The following is a 20,491-nucleotide window of genomic DNA, read 5'->3' on the forward strand; positions in this document are numbered from 1 at the left end:
GGGCCTCAGCCGGCCGGGACGGCGTCGTTGCCCGCCGCCGCCTTCTTCGTGGTGCCCTTCTTCGCCGCCGCCTTCGTCGCCGTCGCCTTCCTGGCCGCGGTGGCCTTGGTGGCCGTCGTCTTCTTCGCCGCCGCCTTCTTCTTCGTGGCCTTCTTCGTGGTCGGCCGGGCCCGGCGATCGGCGAGCAGCTCGGCGGCGCGCTCGAGGGTGATGCTCTCGACCTCGTCACCCTTGCGCAGGCTGGCGTTGGTCTCGCCGTCGGTCACGTAGGGCCCGAACCGGCCCTCGCGGACGGTGATCGGCCCCTGGCTCACCGGGTCGGGCCCCAGCTCCTTCAGCGGCGCTGCGGCGGCCCGCCGTCCCCGCTGCTTGGGCTGGGCGAAGATCGCCAGTGCCTCGTCGAGGGTGACGGTGAACAGCCTGTCCTCGCCGTCCAGCGACCGGGAGTCGGTGCCCTTCTTCAGGTAGGGCCCGTAGCGGCCGTTGAGCGCCTGGATCTCCTCGCCGTCCGGCGCCGCCCCGACCGTGCGCGGGAGGGTCAGCAGCTTGAGGGCGTCGTCGAGGGTGACCGTCTCCGGCGACATCGAGGAGAACAGGCTCGCCGTCCGCGGGGCCTCCTTGCTGCCCTCCGGGACGACCGTCGTGACGTAGGGCCCGTACCGGCCGGCCTTCACCACGACGGGCAGGCCGGACTCCGGGTCGGTCCCGAGCGTCCGGTCGCTTGAGGGGGCGGCGAGCAGCTCCTCGACCCTGTCCTGGGTCAGCTCGTCGGGCGGGAGGTCATCGGGCAGGCTGACCCGCGGGCCCTCCTCGCCGCCGACCTGCAGGTAGGGGCCGTAGCGGCCGACGCGGACCACGACCGGCTCGCCATCGGGGCCGGTCGCGCGCAGCGGGATGGAGTTGACGCCGCGGGCGTCGATCTCCTCCAGCCGCTGGCCGATCACCTGCTTGAGCCCCCCGGACTTGGCGATCGCCCCGGCGTGCCGGCCCTCGCCGCCGAAGTAGAACTCGGTGAGCCAGTCGACGCGGCGCAGGTCGCCGGCCGCGATCTCGTCGAGCTCCTCCTCCAGGCTGGCGGTGAAGTCGTAGTCGACCAGCTGGGCGAAGTGCTGCTCCAGCAGGTTCACCACCGCGAACGCCACGAAGGAGGGGACCAGCGCGGCGCCCTTCTTCCAGACGTACCCGCGGTCCTGGATCGTCTGCATGATCGACGCGTAGGTCGAGGGCCGGCCGATGCCGAGCTCCTCGAGCCGGGCGACCAGGCTCGGCTCGGTGTAGCGGGACGGCGGGGTGGTGGTGTGCCCCTTGGCCTCCAGCTCCCGGGTGTCGAGCAGCTGGCCGCGCTCCACGCGGGGCAGCCGCCGCTCGGCGTCGTCGCTGCCGTGCTCGTCGTCGCCCGTGGCGCCCTCGTCGCGGGACTCCACGTAGGCCCTCAGGAACCCGGGGAAGGTGATGGTGCGGCCGCTGGCGGTGAACTCGACCGCCTCGTCGGTGCTGCTGCGCCCGGCCAGCCGGATGCTGACGGTCTGACCGACGGCGTCGGCCATCTGCGAGGCGACGGTGCGCTGCCAGATCAGCTCGTAGAGCCGGAACTCGTCGCGGGCGAGCTGCCCGGCGAGCTGGCCGGGGGTGCGGAAGCTGTCGCCGGCGGGTCGGATCGCCTCGTGCGCCTCCTGGGCGCCCTTGGCCTTCTTCGCGTACCGGCGCGGCTCGGCGGGGACGAAGGCATCGCCGTAGAGCTGGCGCGCCTGGGTGCGGGCGGCGTTGATCGCCTCGTTGGAGAGGTTGGTCGAGTCGGTCCGCATGTAGGTGATGTGGCCGTTCTCGTACAGCCGCTGGGCCACGCGCATGACCTGCGCCGAGGACCAGCCCAGCTTGCGGCCGGCCTCCATCTGCAGGGTCGAGGTGGTGAAGGGCGCGTACGGACGCCGCCGGTAGGGCTTCTCGTCGACCCGGCTGACGGTGACCTGCCGGCCCTCGAGCCGGGCGGCCAGCCCGCGGGCACCGGCCTCGTCGAGGTGCACGACGTCGCCGGTGACCCGCCCGGTCGCGGGGTCGAAGTCGCGGCCGGTCGCGACGCGGCTGTCGTCGACGCTGACCAGCCGGGCGCGCAGGGTGGTCGGCTCCCCCTCGTCGGCACCGGTCCGGCGGTCCGGGACGGCGAAGGTGCCTTCCAGCGACCAGTAGTCGGCGGCGTGGAAGGCCATCCGCTCGCGCTCGCGCTCGACGACGATGCGCGTGGCCACCGACTGGACGCGGCCGGCCGAGAGCTTGGGCAGCACCTTCTTCCACAGCACCGGGCTGACCTCGTAGCCGTAGAGGCGGTCGAGGATCCGGCGGGTCTCCTGGGCGTCGACCAGCGCGGTGTCGAGCTCGCGGGGGTTGGCCACCGCCCGGGCGATCGCCTCGGGGGTGATCTCGTGGAAGACCATCCGGCGCACGGGCACGCGCGGCTTGAGGGTGTCGACCAGGTGCCACGCGATGGCCTCGCCCTCGCGGTCCTCATCGGTCGCGAGGTAGACCTCGCTGGCGTCCTTCACCAGCTGCTTGAGCCGGCTGACCTGCTGCTTGCGGTCGGGGCTGACGACGTAGAGCGGCTCGAAGGCGTTGTCGACGTCCACGCCCAGCCGTGCCCAGGAGGCCCCCTTGTGCTCGGCGGGCACGTCAGCGGCGTTGCGCGGGAGGTCCCGGATGTGCCCGACGCTGGCCTCGACGACGTAGCCGTTGCCGAGGTAGCCGGCGATCTTCCCGGCCTTGGTCGGGGACTCCACGATGACCAGCGGCCGTCCTCCACCGGCGGCGGCGGTCCGGCGACGGGCAGGGGTGCTCGTGCCCGCGGCCGTCCGGCCGGCGGTCTGGGTGCCGTTGTTCGCGGTCTTCGTGGGGGCCACGGTGCTCCTGTCGGTGCTGCTGGGTGCAGGCGCCGGCGGTTCGGCGCCGGGCGACGCGGTTGCTGGGCGTACACCCTCGGCGACGCCACGGTAGGCCACGACCCCGACGCAGAGCCGCCGGGCGAGCCACCGTGGGCGTGCCGTCACCCGCTCCAATGGCCGGGGACGGCCCCGTGTTCCCGCCGCGGACCAGGGCGTCGTCCCGGTCACCGCGTCCCGGCGACGATCTCGCCGATCGCCGCCGCGGTCGGGAAGAAGTCGTCGTAGTACTCCCAGTGGTACATGAACGCGCCGGTGGGCAGCTCGACGGCCCCGAAGGAGTCGTCCCACGTCGGGTACTCACCGTGCCAGTCGCTCCAGGTGATCGGGTCGGCCGGCGAGGACGCCTCGTAGACCTCGGCGACCTCGAGCCCCTCGGCGTCGTTGTCCATGCCGGGACTCCCGTTGAGGACCACCGCGTCGGCGGCGAGCCCGCCCGGGGCGTCGGCGGCGGCGTCCACCACCGTCGTCCCGTAGCTGTGCGCGCTGACGACCACGCGCGCCGGGTCGCCGGCGCGAGCGGCCGCCAGGCCGTCGAGGGCGCTGTCGAGCGCCCGACCGCCCTCGAGGCTGCGCGTGGTCCCGAGTGCGCCGGGGCCCATCGGCGGCCGGTAACCGAACCAGGCCATGGAGGCCACGGCCAGTCCCGGGGCGGCGGCGCGGGCGGCCTCGACGAGCACGTCCCCGCTGTCGGCCAGCTCGTCGAGGTCGTCGTCGGGGCTGTTCAGCATCCCGGGCACGGTCAGCACGACGGAGTCGGCCGTGTCCAGGTCACCCGTGCCGAGGGCCACCATCTGGCCGGCCGCGTCGAACTGGAGCAGCTGCACCTCGTGGCCGGCCGCCTCGCGGTCCGCGATCTCCGCGGCGACCGACACCGCGACCTCGTGACCGCGCGCCGCCGGGAGGGCCAGCACCCGGCCGAGGAGGAGCCGGTTGGCGCGGTCCCGGGCCCACGTGGGCAGCCCCTCCAGCGCTCCGATGCGCTCGGGGTGGCCGTGGATGGCACTGACCCGTGCGGCGGTGGACAGGCCCGCCCACCAGGCCGCCGCGGCGCTCGGTCCGCCTCCCGCCGGGGGCGGGGGAGCCGGGACGGCCGACGTCTCGACGGTGACCAGCCAGGCGAGGTCCTCGAAGGTCGCCGGGGAGAGCGCACCGCCGATCCCGAGGCCGGCGAGGGCGTCGGTCGCGTCGGTCGCGGCGAGGACGGCGCGTCGGCCGGCCTCCACGGCGTCGATCCCGAGCGCCTCGGCGCGCCGCGCGGCGGCGACGGACCCCTCGTCGGTCCCCGTGACGGGGTCCACCGGGAGGGGGCCGGTCAGCCGGCCGGTGTCGTCGAGCCTGACGGGGACGGCGGCCGCGGCGGCCAGCGCCTGCTCGGCGAGGTCCTGCGCGGTGTCGGCCGCGGCGAGCAGCTGCTGGGCGCGGGTCAGGGACTCCCCCAGCGCCGCCGTCACCGAGGTCGCCACGCCGGAGACCTGCACGAGCGCCGCGGCGGCTGCCTGCGCGGCCGGGCCGTACCAGCAGTCGGTGTCACCGAGGCCGCGGCCGACGGCCTCGGCGCGGGCCCGCCAGGCCGGCAGCCGGTCCGCCACCGCGACCAGGGTGGAGACCGCGCCGCGCAGGAGCGGGAGGTCCCAGCCGGCGACGGCGGTCAGGGTCGTGGCGCTCACCGGGCGGCCGTTCCGGCGCGCCGGGCGAGTAGCCGGTCGCTGAGCGTGGCATCGGTCAGCCGGTAGGAGTCCACCGCCGCCCGGAGCGTCTCCGCCAGGCCGCGGGTGTGCTCAGCGAGCAGCTCGAGCAGGGTCCCCCAGCCCACTCCCGCCGCTCCCGCCCGGTCTCCGGCCTCCCCGCCCAGAGCCGTCCCTAGGGAGACGGCGGTGGACCGGCACAGCTGCGCGTCGTCTCCCAGCTCGGTGGCGAGCCCGGTCAGCTCGTCGGCGAGCCCGTCGATGGCATCGAGCTGGGCAGTGATGGTCGTGGACACGGGGACCTCCCGACGGTCGTCCGGTCCACCCGTGGGACCGGTGCCGCGGGACGGTAGGGAGGGCCGGCGACCACCGGCCGCGACCTGTCCACAGACGCCACCGACGTCCACAGAGCACGCCGGGATCCTCCGGCCGGCGACGTGCCGGCCGGAGGATCCCGGCGTGCGATCAGGGAGCGGTGGTGGTGAGCGTGGTGTCCGCCGGGGTGTCCGCGGCGCCGCCGACGACCACCGACCGCCGCTTGGAGACGACGACGGCGCCGACGATGATCGCGGTCGCCACGAGGGCGATGACCACGCGCAGGACGGTGTTCGCGTCCTCACCGACGGAGATGCCGACCACGGCCGGGGCGATGATCAGCGCCACCAGGTTCATCACCTTGATCAGCGGGTTGATCGCCGGGCCGGCGGTGTCCTTGAACGGGTCGCCGACGGTGTCGCCGATGACCGTGGCGGCGTGCGCCTCGCTGCCCTTCCCACCGAACGCACCGTCCTCGACCATCTTCTTGGCGTTGTCCCAGGCTCCGCCGGAGTTGGCGAGGAAGACGGCCATGAGCGTGCCCGCGGCGATCGCGCCGACCAGGTAGGCCGCCAGCGGGCCGAAGCCGAGGCCGAAGCCCACCGCGACCGGCGAGAGCACGGCGAGCAGGCCCGGGGTGGCCAGCTCGCGCAGCGAGTCCTTGGTGCAGATGTCGACGACCGCGCTGTAGTCGGGCCGCTCGGTGTAGTCCATGATCCCGGGCCGGGTCCGGAACTGTTCGCGGACCTCGAAGACGACCCGGCCGGCTGCCCGCGAGACGGCGCTGATCGCCAGGCCGGAGAACAGGAACACCACCGCTGCCCCGAGCACCGCGCCGACGACGTTGTCCGGCTCCACGAGGCTGAAGGCCTGCCCGAGGTCGACCCCCTCGAGCGCCGCGCGGACCTGCTCGTTGTACGAGCCGAACAGCGCGGTGGCCGCCAGCACCGCCGTCGCGATCGCGATGCCCTTGGTGATCGCCTTGGTGGTGTTGCCCACGGCGTCGAGGTCGGTGAGCACCCGGGCGCCGTCCTCGTCGATGTCGCCGGACATCTCGGCGATGCCCTGGGCGTTGTCGCTGACCGGCCCGAAGGTGTCCATGGAGACGATGACCCCGGCGGTGGTCAGCAGGCCGCAGCCGGCGAGGGCCACCGCGTAGAGGGCGGCGCCGCCGCCCACGAGGAACGCGCCGTAGACCGCACCGCCGATGAGCAGCGCCGCGTAGACCGCCGACTCCAGGCCCAGGGAGATGCCGGAGAGGACGACGGTCGCCGGGCCGGTCAGCGAGCTGCGGCCGACGTCCTGGACCGGCTTGCGGCTGGTCTCGGTGAAGTAGCCGGTGAGCAGCTGGATGGCCGCGGCCAGCACGATGCCCACCAGCACTGCGACGAAGCCGAGCACCTGCGGGCTGACCACGGAGTCCGGGACGTCGGCGACGCTCGGCAGCACGGTGAAGGACGCAACGGCCACGAGCACGAGGGAGACAACCGCGGAGGTGAAGAAGCCACGGTTGATCGGCGCCAGCCCGCTGGAGTCGCCCTTGCCCGGGTTGCTGGCGAGGATCCCCACGACGGAGGCGATGACCCCGATGGCGGCCACGGTCAGCGGGAACACCATCCCGACCGCCCCGAAGAAGACCTGCCCGAGGATGAGCGCGGCGACGAGCGTGACCGCGTAGGACTCGAAGAGGTCGGCGGCCATGCCCGCGCAGTCGCCGACGTTGTCCCCCACGTTGTCGGCGATGGTGGCCGCGTTGCGCGGGTCGTCCTCGGGGATGCCCGCCTCGACCTTGCCGACGAGGTCGGCACCCACGTCGGCCGCCTTGGTGAAGATGCCGCCGCCGACACGCATGAACATGGCCAGCAGCGCACCGCCGAACCCAAAGCCCTCGAGGACGACGGGGGCGGTCTCGTCGAACAGCAGCAGCGCCAGGGCGGCGCCGAAGAGGCCGAGACCGACGGTGATCATCCCGCAGACGCCGCCGGTGCGGTACGCGATGCGGAAGGCCGGCCGGTACCCCCCGGTGCGGGCGGCGGCGGCGACGCGGACGTTGCCCCGGGTGGCCAGCGTCATCCCGATGAAGCCGACCATCGCCGAGAACAGGGCGCCGATCAGGAAGAACAGCGCGCGGCCGATGCGGGTCCCCCACCCGCCGTCGTGCACGGGCAGGACGAGCAACAGCAGGAAGACGATGACGGCGAAGACGCCCAGCGTGCGGAACTGTCTGCGCAGGTACGCCGCCGCACCCTCCTGCACCGCCCTCGCGATGTCGCGCATCGTCGGCGTGCCCTGGTCGGCAGCCATGACGGCGCGCACCAGGTAGGCGGCGAAGGCGAGGGCGGCGATGGCTATGGCGAGGACGATCGTCACGAGGACGACGTCCCCGCCGGAGAGTGCGCTGTCCGGCATGTGTTTCCTCCAAGCGGTCGGCTGCCCCCGGGGCCACCTGCGCTCCGGTCGGCGGAGGTCTCCGTCCAGGGTGCGGGGGTCCGCACGCCTGGGCGCCGCGTGAGTGTAAGGGAGATCACACGCCGTACCGATAGCTCGACGATCCGCTCGTGACCGCATCCGCAGGAGATCGGCGCGGGGGTTGCCCGGAGGTGTGACAGTGGAGGGGCGACCGCGCTCGCGCGGTCGCCCAGGAACACAGCACCCGTGGGCGCGCGGACATCGAGCGCCAGCGAGGAGAACGCGTGACCACGCTCCACCCGGTCCGGTCGGCTCCCCCTCCCGGCACGGACCCTCTTCCCGGTGGGGTCCTCCCCGGCGCCGACCTGCTGGCCGCTCTGCTGGCCGGGACGCCGGAGGAGGAGCAGCCGGTCACCCACGTCCACCGGATGCCGGTGCGGGAGAGCCGCACCCAGCCGTGGCCGGCGTGGGTGAGCCCGCAGGTACGCGAGCGGCTCGAGGCACAGGGCCTGCGCGCCCCGTGGCGCCACCAGGTGGAGGCCGCGCAGCTCGCCCGCGACGGGCGGCACGTCGTGGTGGCCACCGGGACGGCGTCGGGCAAGTCCCTGGCCTACCAGCTGCCGGCGCTGACCTGGCTGGCCGAGGACCCGCGTGCCTGTGTCCTCTACCTCGCGCCGACCAAGGCGCTGGCCCGTGACCAGCTCTCCTCGGTCGCCGCCCTGGCCGACCCCTCCGTGCGACCCGCGGCCTACGACGGCGACACCCCCATGGAGGAGCGGGAGTGGGTCCGGCGGCACTCGCGCTGGATCGTCACCAACCCGGACATGCTGCACCGCGGGGTGCTGCCGGCCCACCAGCGGTGGTCGAGCACGCTGCGCCGCCTGGCGTACGTGGTGGTGGACGAATGCCACGCCTACCGCGGGGTCTTCGGCTCCCACGTCGGCCACGTCCTGCGGCGGTTGCGGCGGATCTGCCACCGCTACGGCGCCGACCCGGTGTTCCTCCTCGCCTCGGCCACCGTCGCCGAGCCGGCCGCCGCCGCGAGCCGGTTGGTCGGCGCACCGGTCGTCGCCGTCACCGAGGACGGCTCGCCCCGCCCCGGGGCCACCTTCGCCCTGTGGGAGCCGCCGCTGACCGAGCGCACCGGTGAGCACGGCGCTCCGCTGCGCCGGTCGGCCGCCGCGGACACCGCGACCCTGCTGGCCGACCTCGTCGAGCGCGGAGCCCGGACCCTGGCCTTCGTCCGCTCCCGCCGCAGTGCCGAGTCGGTCGCCGAGCAGGCCCGGCGCTCGCTGGCCGACCGCGGTCGCGGGGACCTGGCCCGCCGCGTGGACTCCTACCGCGGGGGCTACCTGCCCGAGGAGCGGCGGGAGCTGGAGCGTGCCCTGTCGACCGGGGAGCTGCTCGGGGTGGCGACCACGAACGCCCTCGAGCTCGGCATCGACATCGCCGGGCTCGACGCCGTCGTCCTGGCCGGGTACCCAGGGACGCTGGCCTCGCTGTGGCAGCAGGCGGGCCGGGCCGGGCGGGCGCAACGGGAGTCGCTGGTCGTCTTCGTCGCCCGCGACGACCCGCTGGACCACTACCTGGCCCACCACCCCCGGGCGGTGTTCGGGCGGCCGGTGGAGGCCACGGTCACCGACCCCACCAACCCCTACGTGCTCGGCCCGCAGCTGTGCTGCGCCGCCGCGGAGCTCCCCCTCCGCCCGGAGGACCTCGTCGAGTTCGGTGGTGCCGCCGCCGAGGCCCGCGTCGAGGAACTGGTCGCCGAGGGGTTGCTGCGGCGACGTCCCACCGGCTGGTACTGGGCCGGCCGCGGACGCCCCGACGTCGACATCCGGGGCAGCGGCCTCGAGCCGGTGACGATCATCGAGGGCGCCACCGGCCGGCTGCTGGGCACCGTGGACGGCGATGCCGCGCACGCGACCGTGCACACCGGCGCCGTGTACGTGCACCGCGGGGAGACCTACGTCGTGGACGAGTTCTCCGTGGAGGACGCCGTCGCGGTCGTGCACCCCGAGAGCCCGGACTGGACGACGGTCGCCCGAGACGTCACCGACCTGTCGATCGTCTCGACGGACCGGTCGCGACGCCTGGGCACGGTGACCGCGCACACCGGTGTGGTCGACGTGGTCAACCAGGTGGTGGCCTACCAGCGGCGGCGGCTGGGCACCGGCGAGGTCCTCGCCGAGTTCCCGCTCGACCTGCCGGCCCGGCAACTGCGCACCCGCGCCGTGTGGCTGACCCTCGACGAGCAGGCCGTGGCACGGGCCGAGGTGGACGACGCGGCCCTGCCCGGTTCCCTGCACGCCGCCGAGCACGCCGCGATCGGCATCCTGCCCCTGCTGGCCACCTGCGACCGCTGGGACCTCGGCGGTGTCTCGACGGCCCTGCACCCCGACACCGGCGCGGCGACGATCGTCGTCTACGACGGCCACCCCGGCGGCGCGGGCTTCGCCGAGCGGGGGTTCGGCGTGCTGCGCCGCTGGCTGCAGGCCACGCGGGCCACGGTCGCCAGCTGCGAGTGTGAGGGCGGTTGCCCCTCGTGCGTGCAGTCGCCGAAGTGCGGCAACGGCAACGAGCCCCTGGACAAGGACGGTGCGGTCCGGGTGCTCGACGTCGTCCTGGACGAGCTGGCCGACGCCGAGGACGCCGACGCACCAGGCGACGACGAGGGCGAGGGTGAGAGCGAGGGCGAGGGCGAGGGCGAGGACCCGGTCGACACGGAGCGAGGGACCACCGCCGCGGCTCCCGGCACCGCCGCCTCTGCCCCGGCCGGCCCGTCCGCCGCGCCCGACCGGGCCGCCGGCCGGCTCGACGAGGACGACATCGTCTTCTGAGAGGACGACATCGTCTTCTGACGCGGGCGGTGCCGCGGTCACGGCTGCACCACCGGCTCGGGGAGCACGGGCCCGGCGCGGGCGCGGGCGGTCGCCGAAGCGGTGCCGAGCGGGCCGAGGCGGACCCGGACCTCAACGGCGACGTCCACGATCGCCCCCGGGTCCACGCTGCAGGCGGTGAGACGCGCGCCGTTGGCACGGGCCACCCGCTCGGCCGCCGCACACACGTCGGGGCTGTTGCGCACCGCGGACTCGGCGCCGGCCAGGGCTGCGAGATCGGCTGCGCCCGTCGCCCGGTGACGGCCGACCACGGCCGCACCGACGAGCACCACGGCCACCCCGATGGCGGCAAGCACCCCCGACAGCGCGACGACCCACACGGTGGCCGACCCACGGTCCCCGGCCGGCCGACGGTGGGTGGTCATCCGGTCCCCGCCTGCGCGCCGGCTCCGGGCTCGCGCTGGGCGACGGCGGTCGCTGAGACCCGCAGGCGCAGGGGCACCGGTCCCAGCGGCGCCACCTCCGCCGCCACGGTGACCGTCACCGCCGACCCGTCCTCGGCCACGGTCGTGACCGCGCCGTCGGGTGCCGCCCGGGTGGCGAGGTCGACCACCAGCGCGGTCGTCTCGCCCCGGGCCGCCGCCCGGGCCCCCTCCCGGGCGGCGTCGACACAGCGCAACTGGGCGGCGACGACCGTCACCGCCGCCACCGCTCCGGCGAGGACGAGGACGAGCACGGGGAGGACGACCGCCGTCTCGGCCGTCACCATCCCCTCCTCGCCGCGGAGGTGGCGCCGCGGCGCTCCGGCGCGGCACGACCGCCCCCGTGCCCGTGCCCGGCCCACGGTCAGGACAGCGTGGCCAGCGCGGAGGAGACCAGCTCCCCCAGCGCGTCCACGACCGAGCCGCCGGTGACGACGCGGTAGAGGACCGCGGCGAAGGCGCACGCGGCCACGGTGCCGACCGCGTACTCGGCGGTGCTCATGCCGGCCTCTCCCGTCGCGCGGACCCGGGCCCAGCGGGCCCACAGCGCGCTCCGGGCCGGGCGGCCGGTCTCCGTGGGTCCGGCGACCTCGGGTGCGTCGTCGACCGGCAGGTCGGGGTGGGCCACCTCGGGGGCGAGCTGCGGTGCGGGGGTGCTGGTCACAGGGTCTCCTCGGTGTCGGGCCCGCCGTCCGGGCCGCTGGTCCGACCCTCGCGGCGACCGGAGGCCGGCTCCAGGGACGGCGGGGATCTGTGGAGGGGACGGGCCCCTGTGGACGGCCGGGTGCGGGTCAGCCGAAGACGTCAGCGGCGATGCCGAGGACGAGGGGCACCACCCCGAGGCAGAGGAAGGCCGGCAGGAAGCAGGCACCGAGCGGCGCCAGCACCCACACCCCGGCCCGGCGGACGGCGGCGTCCGCGCGTCCTCGCGTCTCCGCGCGGGTGTCCGCGGCGAGCGCCTGCAGCGCGGACACGACGGCGGACCCGGACTCCCCCGCCCGCACCAGGACCCGCCCGAGACCGGCGAGCTCCGGCGGGACGTCGTCCCACGCCTGCCGCGGTGGAGCGCCGAGCCGGTGCAGCCGGGCGACGGTGGCGAGCTCGGGCCCCAGCGGCGCCGGCAGGGCACCGGCCACGGCGGCCAGGGCACGCCCCACCGGCAGTCCGGCCGCCAGGCACACCGCGAGCAGGTCGCAGGCGACCGGCAGGTCGGCCACCATCGGCGGCCCCGGTGACGGTCCCCTCCCCCGCAGCAACCGCTCCCCGGCGAGGGTGACCAGCGCGGCCGTCACCACGCCGGTCGCCCCGCCCACGAGGAGCCCGCCGGCCAGCCCCGCCGCCCCCGCGAGCACCCAGCGGCGTCGCCCCTCGGGGAGCGCCGGGGAGTCAGGAACCTCCGCCGGGTCCGGCCGCGCGAGGTCCCGCGCCCGGGCCGCGACGACCGACCGGCCCGGTGACCAGACGGCCAGCGCGGCCGCCAACAGCAGGACCGCCGCGGCGGTCACCGCACGGCCCGGCGGACGAGGCGGGACGACCAGGCCAGCCCGGCGGCCTCCAGAGCCACCCCCGCGACGAGCAGGACCTGGCCGGTCGGCGTGGTGGTCAGCACCCGCCACGGGTCGGCGCCGATCCCGCTGCCCATCGCGAGGGCGAGGACCGGCAATGCGGCGAGCAGCAGCGCGCTGGCCCGGGATCCCGCCGTCGCCGACCGCAGGTCGGACCGCTGCCGGCGCCGGGCGCGCAGGTCGTCCTCCACGGCGGCGAGGACGGCGGCCAGGGAGCACCCGGTCCGGAGGCTCAGCGCCGCGGCAGCCGTGACGCGGCTGAGCGCGTCCCCCAGCTCACCGCTGACTCCCGCGTCGGAGCCCGCCGGGCTGCGCACCGCCCGGACCAGCGCCTGTCCGCTCTCCTCGTCGGCACAGGCACGGGCGGCCGCCGCCGTGGCGGCCTCCAGCGTCCGGCCGGCGCGCAGCTCCGCGGCGATGGCCGCCAGCGCGCCGGCCAGGGCCGCCAGCCGGGCCTCCTCCCGCGCGGCGGCCCGGCGCCGCAGCTGTGCGCGGGCGAGGAGGGCCGCGGCCGTCCCGGCCAGCACCGCCACCAGCCAGGTGCTCGTCACCACGCCCACCGCGGCCGCGCTCCCGCCCCAGGCCAGCGGGAGCGGGGGCAGGGGCCACGCGCTCCGCCGGGGCACCCGCCGTCCGGCCACCTCGGCCCACCGCGCCCGGCGCGCCGCCCGGCCGTCCGGCCACACCAGCAGCGCGGCGCCGAGCAGCACCAGCGGACCGGTCACCGGAGCGCGTCCCGCGCCGGTCGGAGGAGGTCGGCCAGCCGGTCCGTGCCCGGGCACGGTCCCCCGTCGGCCCGCCAGCCGGGTTCCACGACGACGAGCTCCCCCGCCCGGCGGACCACGCCGATCTCCTCGACCCGTCGCCCCGACGGGGTGCGTCGCAGGTGCACCACCACCGCCAGCGCGGCCGCCGCCTGGCTGTGGACCGCCAGCCGGTCCAGCCCCGCGGCGACGCCGAGGGCCTCCAGCCGCGCCGGCACCTCGGCGGGCCGGTTGGCGTGCAGCGTGCCGCACCCGCCGTCGTGGCCGGTGTTGAGCGCGGCGAGCAGGTCGGTGACCTCGGCACCGCGCACCTCGCCGACCACGAGGCGGTCCGGCCTCATGCGCAGCGCCTGGCGGACCAGGTCGCGCAGGGTCACCTCACCCACCGCCTCGACGTTCGGCGGCCGGGTGGCGAGCCGGACCACGTGCGGGTGCGCCGGCGCCAACTCGGGCGCGTCCTCGCAGAGCACCAACCGCTCCCCGGGCGGCACCAGGCCGAGCAGCGCCGACAGCAGCGTCGTCTTACCCGACCCGGTGCCGCCGGTGACCAGGAAGGCCAGGCGGCGGGCGACCAGGGCCGTGAGCAGGTCGGCCGACCGGCCGGGCAGCGTGCCGCGGGCGGCCAGCTCGGCGAGGGGCATCGACGCCCGGCGCAGCACCCGCAGGGACAGGCACGTCCCGGGGCCCGACACCGGCGGCAGCACCGCGTGCAGCCGCGTGCCGTCGGGCAGGCCGACGTCCACCCACGGGGCGGCGTCGTCGAGCCGCCGTCCGGCCGCGGCCGCCAGCCGGACGGCGAGCCGGCGGACGGCGTCCTCGTCGGGGAACCGCACCGGCGTGCGTTCCAGCCCGGCTCCCCGGTCGACCCACACCTCGTCGGCACCGTTGACGAGCACGTCGCTCACCCCGGGCTGCCGCAGCAGCGGCTCGAGCGGCCCCGCGCCGGCCAGCTCGTCCACCGCCTCGCGCACCGCGCGCAGCACCTCGTCGTCGGCCAGCAGACCGGCGGACTCCTCCCGCACCACCGCGGCGACCGCCGCTCGCGTCGACGCCTCCGGTTCGAGGGCCAGGCGGGCCCGGACCCGGTCGACCAGGGCGCCGCTCATGCCGCGAGCCCGATCGGCGAGGGCAGCTCGGCCAGCACGCGCCGGGCCAGCGAGCCCAGCGGTGAGCGCAGGCCCAGCTGCGGGGGTTCGCCACGCTCGCCACGGGCCACCGCGCTGCGGTCGTGTCCCAGCTCGCCGAGGACGGGGCGGCCCACGACGTCGGCGATCTCGTCGGCGGACAACCCGCCGGCGACCGGCCGGACGACCAGCCGGGCCGAGGACCAGGCGCCCGGAGACCCGTCGGCACGGGGCTCGGCCAGGCCGCGAGCCGCGGACGCCGCGCGCAGCCGCGCCGGCACGATCAGCACCGCCAGGTCGGCGTCGGCCAGTACCAGGTCGGTCACCTCCGGGCCGGCGGTGCGCGGGAGGTCGACCACCACGGGCCAGCCGCCCGCACGGGCCGCCTCGACCACGGCACCGACCGCCCCGGCCGGGACGTCTCCGGGCGCCTCGCGGGAGGCCGCCAGCACGGACACCCCTGCGACCTCCGGCAACGCCGCCATCAGCGCGTCCCCGGCGACCCGGCCGCGCAGGCCGGCCAACTCCGGCCAGCGCAGCCCCTCGGTCCGTTCGGCACCCAGCAGCAGGTCCAGCCCGCCGCCGAAACCGTCGGTGTCGACGAGCAGGACGCCGTCGCCCGCAGGGGCAGCGGTGAGGGCGACAGCGGCGGCGACCGTGCTGGCGCCCGCGCCGCCGCAGCTCCCGCCGACCACCACCAGCCGGCCGCGGTCGACCGGCCGGCACAGGGCCGACGTCACCCGCGACAGCAGCCACCTCTCGTCCGCGGGCAGCACCGCCACCCGCTCCGCGCCGAGTTCCACCGCGGCGGCCCAGGCCGCGCCGGGGAGCTCCGCCGGGGCCACGACGACCACGCCGGGACGCCGGGGCAGCTCTCGCACCGGGCCGGTGGCGAGCACGTCGGCCCCCAGCAGGACCAGCGGCGACTCACGGTGGGCCCGACGCAGGGCCGGGCCGCCGGTGGCGACCTCCGGTTCGGCGCCGGCGGCGGCCAGCACCCGCAGGAGGTCGTCGAGGAGGTCCTCGTCGGCGCTGACGACGAGGGGGCGGGTGGGCGGCGTCCGGAGAGCAGGCACGCGCCCAGCCCAGTGCGGGGGACCGCGGGGCGGGAGGGGCGCGAGGGATCTGTGGATGACCCGAAGGGGTGTGGACAGCGCGCGATCCGCGTCACCGTCAGCCGGTCGACTTACAGTCGTGAACCGTGACCCGCGCAGCGGCGTTCTTCGACCTGGACAAGACTGTCATCGCCAAGTCCAGCACGCTGGCCTTCGGCCGCCCGTTCTTCCAGGGCGGCCTGATCAACCGCCGGGCCGTCCTGAAGGGCGCCTACGCCCAGTTCGTCTTCTCGCTGTCGGGCGCGGACGCCCAGCAGATGGAGCGCATGCGGGCGCAGATCACCCAGATGTGCACCGGTTGGGACGTCGCGACGGTGCACGAGATCGTCCGCGAGACGCTGCACGACATCGTGGACCCGCTGGTCTACGCCGAGGCCGCCGACCTCATCGAGGAGCACCGGGCGGCCGGCCGCGAGATCGTCATCGTCTCCAGCAGCGGCGCGGAGATGGTCGAGCCCATCGGCGAGATGCTCAGCGCCGACCGGGTGGTGGCCACCCGCATGGTGACCGTCGACGGCCGCTACACCGGCGAGATCCAGTTCTACGCCTACGGCGAGAACAAGGCCGTCGCGGTCCGCGAGGTGGCCGCCGAGAAGGGCTACGACCTGGCCGACTGCTACGCCTACAGCGACTCGGTCACCGACCTGCCGATGCTCTCCGAGGTGGGGCACCCCACCGCGGTCAACCCGGACCGGGCGCTGCGCCGCGCCGCGGCCGAGCGGGGCTGGCCGGTCCTGGAGTTCAGCCGCCCGGTGTCGATGCGCTCCCGTTTCCCGGTGCCGACGGCGCCGGTCGCGACCGGTGCGGCCATGGGCGTGGGCGCCGCGGTCGTCGGCCTGGCCTGGTACGCCCGTCGCCGGGCGATGGTCGGGCTGAACCCGTCGGCGCAGGGAACCGGTCGACGGCGTCGACGCGGCGCCTGACGAAGGACCCCGCCCTCCCCACCCTCGCGATCTCGGGGCGCGACCCGGGACGGGCCGCGGCCGACCCCTGCAGGGGGCCCTGACCCGAGGACTCAGATCGGGAGGTGCTCCCGCACGCGGTCCACCAGGGTCCGCACCGCCGACACGGGCCGGAAGGCCCGCGCCGCCGTGGTGAGCGCCGACTGCTCGTCCGGGCGCAGCGCGATCTCCGCGGCAGCGGCGTTGGCCTCGACCTGGGCGACGCTCGACGCCCCCGGGATCACCACGACCCGCGGCAGGGAGATCAACCAGGCGAGGGCGACCTGGGCCGGCGTGACGTCGTGCGCCGCGGCGACCTCGCGGAGGACGCCGAGCAGCGGCTCGGCCCGTCGGAGGTTCTCCGTGCCGAACAGTGGGTTGGCCGCCCGCACACCACCCGGCCGGTGGTCCACGGTGTACCGCCCACCGAGCAGTCCCTGGGCCAGCGGGCTGTAGGCCATGACCATCCGGTTCTCGCGCTCGGCGAAGGGCACCAGGTCCTCCAGCGGGCCGGGCACGGCGAGCGAGAAGTGCACCTGGTTGCTGACCACCGGCCGGCCCAGCGCGGCGTCGGCCGCCTGCCAGCGCTGAAGGGAGTAGTTGGAGACTCCGACGGCGCCGATGCGACCGGCGTCGAGCAGGTCGCGCATCCCCGGCATGATCACCGAGTCCGGCACCAGCGGGTTGGGCTGGTGGACCTGGTAGAGCGGGACCCGGTGCAGGCCGAGCCGGCGGGCGCTGCCGGCGAGGCGGTTCCGGACCACGGGCGGGAACGGGGCGACCGGGAAGACCTTGGTCGCGACCACCACGCCGGCGCGCTCGGCGCCCAGGGCGTCCCCGAGGATCCGCTCGCTGCGACCGAAGCCGTAGACCTCGGCGGTGTCGAAGAGCGTGATGCCCAGCTCCCGTGCCCGCCGGACGATCCGGCCCGCCTCCCCGGACGCGTAGGCGTCGCCGTACCCCCACTCGCGCGAGCCGAACTGCCAGGTGCCCAGGCCGACCCGGCTGACCGCTCCGAGCCCGTCGACGTCGAGAGTCCGCACGTCGCCAGTGTGCCTGCCCCGGGTCGGACCGGCTGTCCCGAGGAGGGCGGCCCGAGAACGGCGGCCCGAGAACGGTGGCCCGGGAACGGCGGCCCGGGAACGGCGGCCCGGGAACGGCGGCCCGGGAACGGCCCGGGGTCAGCCGCGCAGGATGGCCTCGGCGATCGCCAGCCCCTCCAGCGCCCCGTGCTCGGTGGCCCGGCAGCAGTGCACCAGCCACGTCGCCACGCCCTCGGGTCCGCCCGAGGCGTATCCGGCCAGTGCGTGGACGTGCTCCTCCCGCCCCAGCTCCACGAAGCCGACCTCGGGCACCGACACCGCCTTGGGGTCCAGGCCCCGCGCGATGCCGGTCAGCCGGGCGGCCGCCCGCGCCACGATGCCGTCGGCCGTCCCGAAGGGCGTGAGGGCGGCCAGCTCGCCGTGGACCAGCGCCGCCACGAGCACGGCGGGCACGGTGGTCTCCCCGGTCACCAGGGAGAACAGTCCGCTGAGCCGGGGGCCGGCGTGGGCCGCGGGCCGGCCGAGGTCCGCCCGGTCGGCGAGGTCGGCCGCGGCGAGCACGTGCAACCGGGCCAGCACCTGGCCGGGCGCCCGCGACCAGGTCTCCACCATGGATCCCAGGGCCACCGACGTGCGCAGCGCCCCCTGCACGACCGGGTCCTGCACCGAACCGGCGCGCAGGTCGGCCAGCGGGACGTCGACCCCCTCGAGCGCGGCCGAGGCGCGGGCGCCGCGCAGCGCCGACTCGGTGCTGACCTCGGCCGACCGGTTGCGCATGAGCCGATGGCGCAGCAGCCGGTCGATGCCGGCGCGGGCGGCGTCGGCGGCGTCCCGCACGCCGGGCAGCTCGAGGAGGGGGGCCAGCGGGTCCGGGCCGCTCGAGCGGGGAGCGGAGCGGGCAGCGCTGGGGCGGACGGGGATGGTCACGAGATCCTCCTGGCGAACGCTCGTCGGTCTCGTGACCAACGGTGCTGGGGGCACGGGCGCGCCGGCCCGCGCGCCCGCCGCATCGACGGTACGAGGGAGGCGACGGTGACCGGCGCGCCCCTGGCTACGCTCCACCCCACCATGGCCCAGCCGCTGACCCTCCTCCTCGTCCGCCACGGGCAGAGCGCGTGGAACGCCGCGGGCCTGATGCAGGGCCAGACCGCCTCCGTGCCGCTCACCGAGCTGGGGCACGCCCAGGCGTCCCGGGCCGCGCGGGAACTGGCGGGGCTGCGCCCCGGTGCGCTGGTGTCCAGCGACCTGCGCCGGGCCGTGCAGACCGCCGAGCACTGTGCCGCCGCGACCGGTCTGCCGTTCACCACCACGCCGGCGCTGCGCGAGCAGGGCTACGGGGTGCTCGAGGGGCGCCCGTCGCGGGAGCTGTGGGACGTCGTCGACTGGAGCGATCCGCACTGGGCGGCCGAGGGCGGCGAGAGCCTGGCCGAGCTGCACGGTCGGGTGGCCGCCTACCTCAAGCACCTGTGCGCCGAACCGCCCGCCGCGGTGATCGGGCTGGTCACGCACGGCGACACGATCCGGGCCGCCCAGGCGGTCGCTGCCGGGCTGGGCGCGGACGCGATGCCGGTCGTGACACCGCACAACGGCACGATCACGAGGCTGGAGCTCGTGCTGTGAGCGCCGCCCGGTGAGCGCCGTCCGGTGAGCGCCGTCCGGTGAGCAAGGTGCTCGTGCTGGGCGGCTCCCGGTCCGGGAAGTCCGCGCACGCGGAGCACCTGGTGGCCGGCGCGGACGCCGTCACCTACCTGGCCACCTCTCCCCCCGTGCAGGACGACGCCGAGTGGGCCGCCCGCGTGGCCGCCCACCGGGCCCGCCGTCCGGCCACGTGGACGACCGTGGAGACGACGGCCCCCAGCGACCTGCTGCGCCGCGGCACGGTCTTGGTCGACAGCGTCACCACCTGGGTCGCCGCGCTCATGGACGAGACGGGCGTGTGGACCGACGACCCGGGCGCGGCGGCCCGGGTCGCCGAGCGCTGCGACGCCCTCGTCAACGCCTGGGCCATGAGCCCCGCCCACGTGGTGGCCGTCTCCGACGAGGTGGGGCTCGGGGTGGTCCCGGAGACCCGGTCGGGCCGGCTGTTCCGCGACACCCTCGGCGCGGTCAACCAGCGGCTGGCCGGCACCGCCGACGAGGTCTGGTTCGTGGTCGCCGGCATCCCCCTGCAGTTGCGATGAGGTGGACCGGCCCTCTGGAGTCCGCCGCGCTGCTCACCGTCCTGCGGGTCCCGGCCCGCGCGGCGGCCTCCACCCGCGGCGTCCTCCCCTGGGCTCCGCTGGTCGGGCTGGTGCTCGGCGGCGTGGCGACCGGCGTCGCGGTGGCCGGCACGCGGCTGGTGTCACCGCTCGTCGGCGCCGTGCTGGGCGTCGCCGTCCTGGCCGTGCTGACCCGCGGCCTGCACCTCGACGGGCTGGCCGACACCGCCGACGGGCTCGGGCCGCTGCGGGGCCGCGAGCGGGCCCTGCAGGTCATGCACCAGGGCGACGTCGGCCCGTTCGGCGTGGTCACGCTGGTGCTGACCGTCCTGCTGCAGGTCGCGTGCGCCACGGCCCTCCTGACCGGGGACGCCGGCTGGGCGGCCCTCTGGACGGCGGTCGTCACCGCCCGCGTGGCGATGGCCCGCACCGGGCTGCCCGGCGTCCCCATGGCCGAGGGCTCCTCGCTCGGGCGGGCGGTCGCGGGCACGGTGTCACGGGGGTGGCTGGCCGCGTGCGTCCTCGCGACCGCGGTGCTGCTGGTCGTCGCCGTACGCGGTGACCTCGCCCGAGCCGGTCAGCTCGCCGCGAGCGCGGCGGCGGGCCTGGCCGCGGCCGAGGTCCTGCTGCGCCGGGCGCGCGCCCGGCTGGGCGGCGTCACCGGCGACGTCATGGGGGCCATGGGCGAGACGTCGGCCGCGGTCACCCTCCTGGTGGCCGCGGCCCTGGCCTGAGACGAGGCCCCCTCCCGGGGCACCGCCCCGAGTGTGCGAGGAGGTGGGGCGGAAGGGGGCCCTCCCTCAGTGCCGGTGGAGCAGGCCGCCCATCAGCCGGCTCAGGCCACCGGAGGCGGCCGTCGTCGGCCGGCCCCGGCCGGTGGACATCGTCTTCCGGCCCATGCCACGGCCGCTCGCCGCCGTCCCACGCCCCATCCCGCGGCCGGTCGACATGCCGCGGCCGGTCGACCGTGCCATCCCCCGTCCGGTGGCGCGACCCCCGCGGGTCGCGGAGCGCGCGGTGTTCTCAGCGGTGCCCATCAGTCGTCCGAGGATGCTCATGCCCGTTGGGTACCCCGCC

General features: G+C 76.3%; 19 protein-coding genes. 5 read left to right on the top strand and 14 right to left on the bottom strand.

The window, feature by feature from the left end; genetic code table 11:
• Nucleotides 1–5 precede the first annotated feature (5 nt).
• From topA to ACI79C_RS14970, 4 genes are all read right to left on the bottom strand, one after another.
• A complete protein-coding gene (gene topA / locus ACI79C_RS14955; protein ID WP_456946448.1) occupies nt 6–2,891 on the bottom strand; it encodes a type I DNA topoisomerase in 2,886 nt (961 codons plus the stop codon).
• 206 nt (nt 2,892–3,097) lie between these two features.
• Nucleotides 3,098–4,600, bottom strand: coding sequence for an alpha/beta hydrolase (locus tag ACI79C_RS14960; RefSeq protein ID WP_456946449.1), 1,503 nt, complete (start codon nt 4,598–4,600; stop codon nt 3,098–3,100).
• The gene (locus ACI79C_RS14965; protein WP_456946450.1) at nt 4,597–4,914 is read right to left on the bottom strand and encodes a hypothetical protein; all 318 of its coding nucleotides are present in this window, start codon (nt 4,912–4,914) and stop codon (nt 4,597–4,599) included. The genes ACI79C_RS14960 and ACI79C_RS14965 overlap by 4 nt, the downstream gene beginning before the upstream one ends.
• 169 nt (nt 4,915–5,083) lie before the next feature.
• Nucleotides 5,084–7,342, bottom strand: a complete 2,259-nt coding sequence (locus tag ACI79C_RS14970) for a sodium-translocating pyrophosphatase (protein WP_456946451.1) — start codon at nt 7,340–7,342, stop codon at nt 5,084–5,086.
• 284 nt (nt 7,343–7,626) lie between these two features.
• Here ACI79C_RS14970 and ACI79C_RS14975 point away from each other — a divergent pair, with 284 nt between their 5' ends.
• Complete coding sequence (locus ACI79C_RS14975; RefSeq protein ID WP_456946452.1) at nt 7,627–10,182, top strand: DEAD/DEAH box helicase; 2,556 nt, start codon at nt 7,627–7,629, stop codon at nt 10,180–10,182.
• 38 nt (nt 10,183–10,220) lie between these two features.
• Here the strand turns inward: ACI79C_RS14975 and ACI79C_RS14980 are convergent, their stop codons facing one another.
• The 7 genes from ACI79C_RS14980 to ssd all read right to left on the bottom strand — a co-directional run bounded on the left by ACI79C_RS14980 (nt 10,221) and on the right by ssd (nt 15,193).
• Nucleotides 10,221–10,607: an Rv3654c family TadE-like protein gene (locus tag ACI79C_RS14980; protein WP_456946453.1), complete on the bottom strand. Its 387-nt coding sequence runs from the start codon at nt 10,605–10,607 to the stop codon at nt 10,221–10,223.
• Nucleotides 10,604–10,951 (bottom strand): TadE family type IV pilus minor pilin, encoded by a 348-nt coding sequence (locus tag ACI79C_RS14985; RefSeq protein WP_456946454.1) that lies wholly within the window; start codon nt 10,949–10,951, stop codon nt 10,604–10,606. The genes ACI79C_RS14980 and ACI79C_RS14985 overlap by 4 nt, the downstream gene beginning before the upstream one ends.
• Nucleotides 10,952–11,028: 77 nt before the next feature.
• The gene (locus ACI79C_RS14990) at nt 11,029–11,328 is read right to left on the bottom strand and encodes a DUF4244 domain-containing protein (protein WP_456946455.1); all 300 of its coding nucleotides are present in this window, start codon (nt 11,326–11,328) and stop codon (nt 11,029–11,031) included.
• Between the two features lie 127 nt (nt 11,329–11,455).
• Nucleotides 11,456–12,169 carry a type II secretion system F family protein gene (locus tag ACI79C_RS14995; RefSeq protein ID WP_456946456.1) on the bottom strand — a complete coding sequence of 238 codons (714 nt, stop codon included), beginning with the start codon at nt 12,167–12,169 and terminating at the stop codon, nt 11,456–11,458.
• Nucleotides 12,166–12,954, bottom strand: coding sequence for a type II secretion system F family protein (locus tag ACI79C_RS15000; protein WP_456946457.1), 789 nt, complete (start codon nt 12,952–12,954; stop codon nt 12,166–12,168). Before ACI79C_RS15000 ends, ACI79C_RS14995 begins: the two co-directional genes overlap by 4 nt.
• Nucleotides 12,951–14,099: a TadA family conjugal transfer-associated ATPase gene (locus tag ACI79C_RS15005; protein ID WP_456946458.1), complete on the bottom strand. Its 1,149-nt coding sequence runs from the start codon at nt 14,097–14,099 to the stop codon at nt 12,951–12,953. The genes ACI79C_RS15000 and ACI79C_RS15005 overlap by 4 nt, the downstream gene beginning before the upstream one ends.
• A complete protein-coding gene (ssd, locus tag ACI79C_RS15010) occupies nt 14,096–15,193 on the bottom strand; it encodes a septum site-determining protein Ssd (protein ID WP_456946459.1) in 1,098 nt (365 codons plus the stop codon). Before ssd ends, ACI79C_RS15005 begins: the two co-directional genes overlap by 4 nt.
• Before the next feature lie 125 nt (nt 15,194–15,318).
• On the opposite strand from ssd, the gene ACI79C_RS15015 reads away from it, so the two are divergent.
• The gene (locus ACI79C_RS15015) at nt 15,319–16,155 is read left to right on the top strand and encodes an HAD-IB family hydrolase (RefSeq protein WP_456946460.1); all 837 of its coding nucleotides are present in this window, start codon (nt 15,319–15,321) and stop codon (nt 16,153–16,155) included.
• 92 nt (nt 16,156–16,247) lie between these two features.
• Here ACI79C_RS15015 and ACI79C_RS15020 read toward each other — a convergent pair whose 3' ends face one another.
• Nucleotides 16,248–17,216 carry an aldo/keto reductase gene (locus ACI79C_RS15020; RefSeq protein ID WP_456946461.1) on the bottom strand — a complete coding sequence of 323 codons (969 nt, stop codon included), beginning with the start codon at nt 17,214–17,216 and terminating at the stop codon, nt 16,248–16,250.
• 138 nt (nt 17,217–17,354) lie between these two features.
• The gene (locus ACI79C_RS15025; RefSeq protein WP_456946462.1) at nt 17,355–18,143 is read right to left on the bottom strand and encodes an oxidoreductase; all 789 of its coding nucleotides are present in this window, start codon (nt 18,141–18,143) and stop codon (nt 17,355–17,357) included.
• 141 nt (nt 18,144–18,284) lie between these two features.
• Here ACI79C_RS15025 and ACI79C_RS15030 point away from each other — a divergent pair, with 141 nt between their 5' ends.
• From ACI79C_RS15030 to ACI79C_RS15040, 3 genes are read left to right on the top strand one after another with little or no spacing between them, the layout of a single operon-like run.
• Nucleotides 18,285–18,836 (top strand): histidine phosphatase family protein, encoded by a 552-nt coding sequence (locus ACI79C_RS15030; protein WP_456946463.1) that lies wholly within the window; start codon nt 18,285–18,287, stop codon nt 18,834–18,836.
• Between the two features lie 38 nt (nt 18,837–18,874).
• Entirely contained in the window at nt 18,875–19,396 is a 522-nt protein-coding gene (gene cobU / locus ACI79C_RS15035) for a bifunctional adenosylcobinamide kinase/adenosylcobinamide-phosphate guanylyltransferase (protein ID WP_456946464.1), read from the top strand.
• Nucleotides 19,393–20,148: an adenosylcobinamide-GDP ribazoletransferase gene (locus tag ACI79C_RS15040; RefSeq protein ID WP_456946465.1), complete on the top strand. Its 756-nt coding sequence runs from the start codon at nt 19,393–19,395 to the stop codon at nt 20,146–20,148. Before cobU ends, ACI79C_RS15040 begins: the two co-directional genes overlap by 4 nt.
• A gap of 66 nt (nt 20,149–20,214) precedes the next feature.
• On the opposite strand, the gene ACI79C_RS15045 is transcribed toward ACI79C_RS15040, so the two are convergent.
• Nucleotides 20,215–20,472, bottom strand: a complete 258-nt coding sequence (locus ACI79C_RS15045; protein ID WP_456946466.1) for a hypothetical protein — start codon at nt 20,470–20,472, stop codon at nt 20,215–20,217.
• Between the last annotated feature and the right edge of the window lie 19 nt (nt 20,473–20,491).

It is taken from the genome of Geodermatophilus sp. SYSU D00697 (assembly GCF_054050175.1).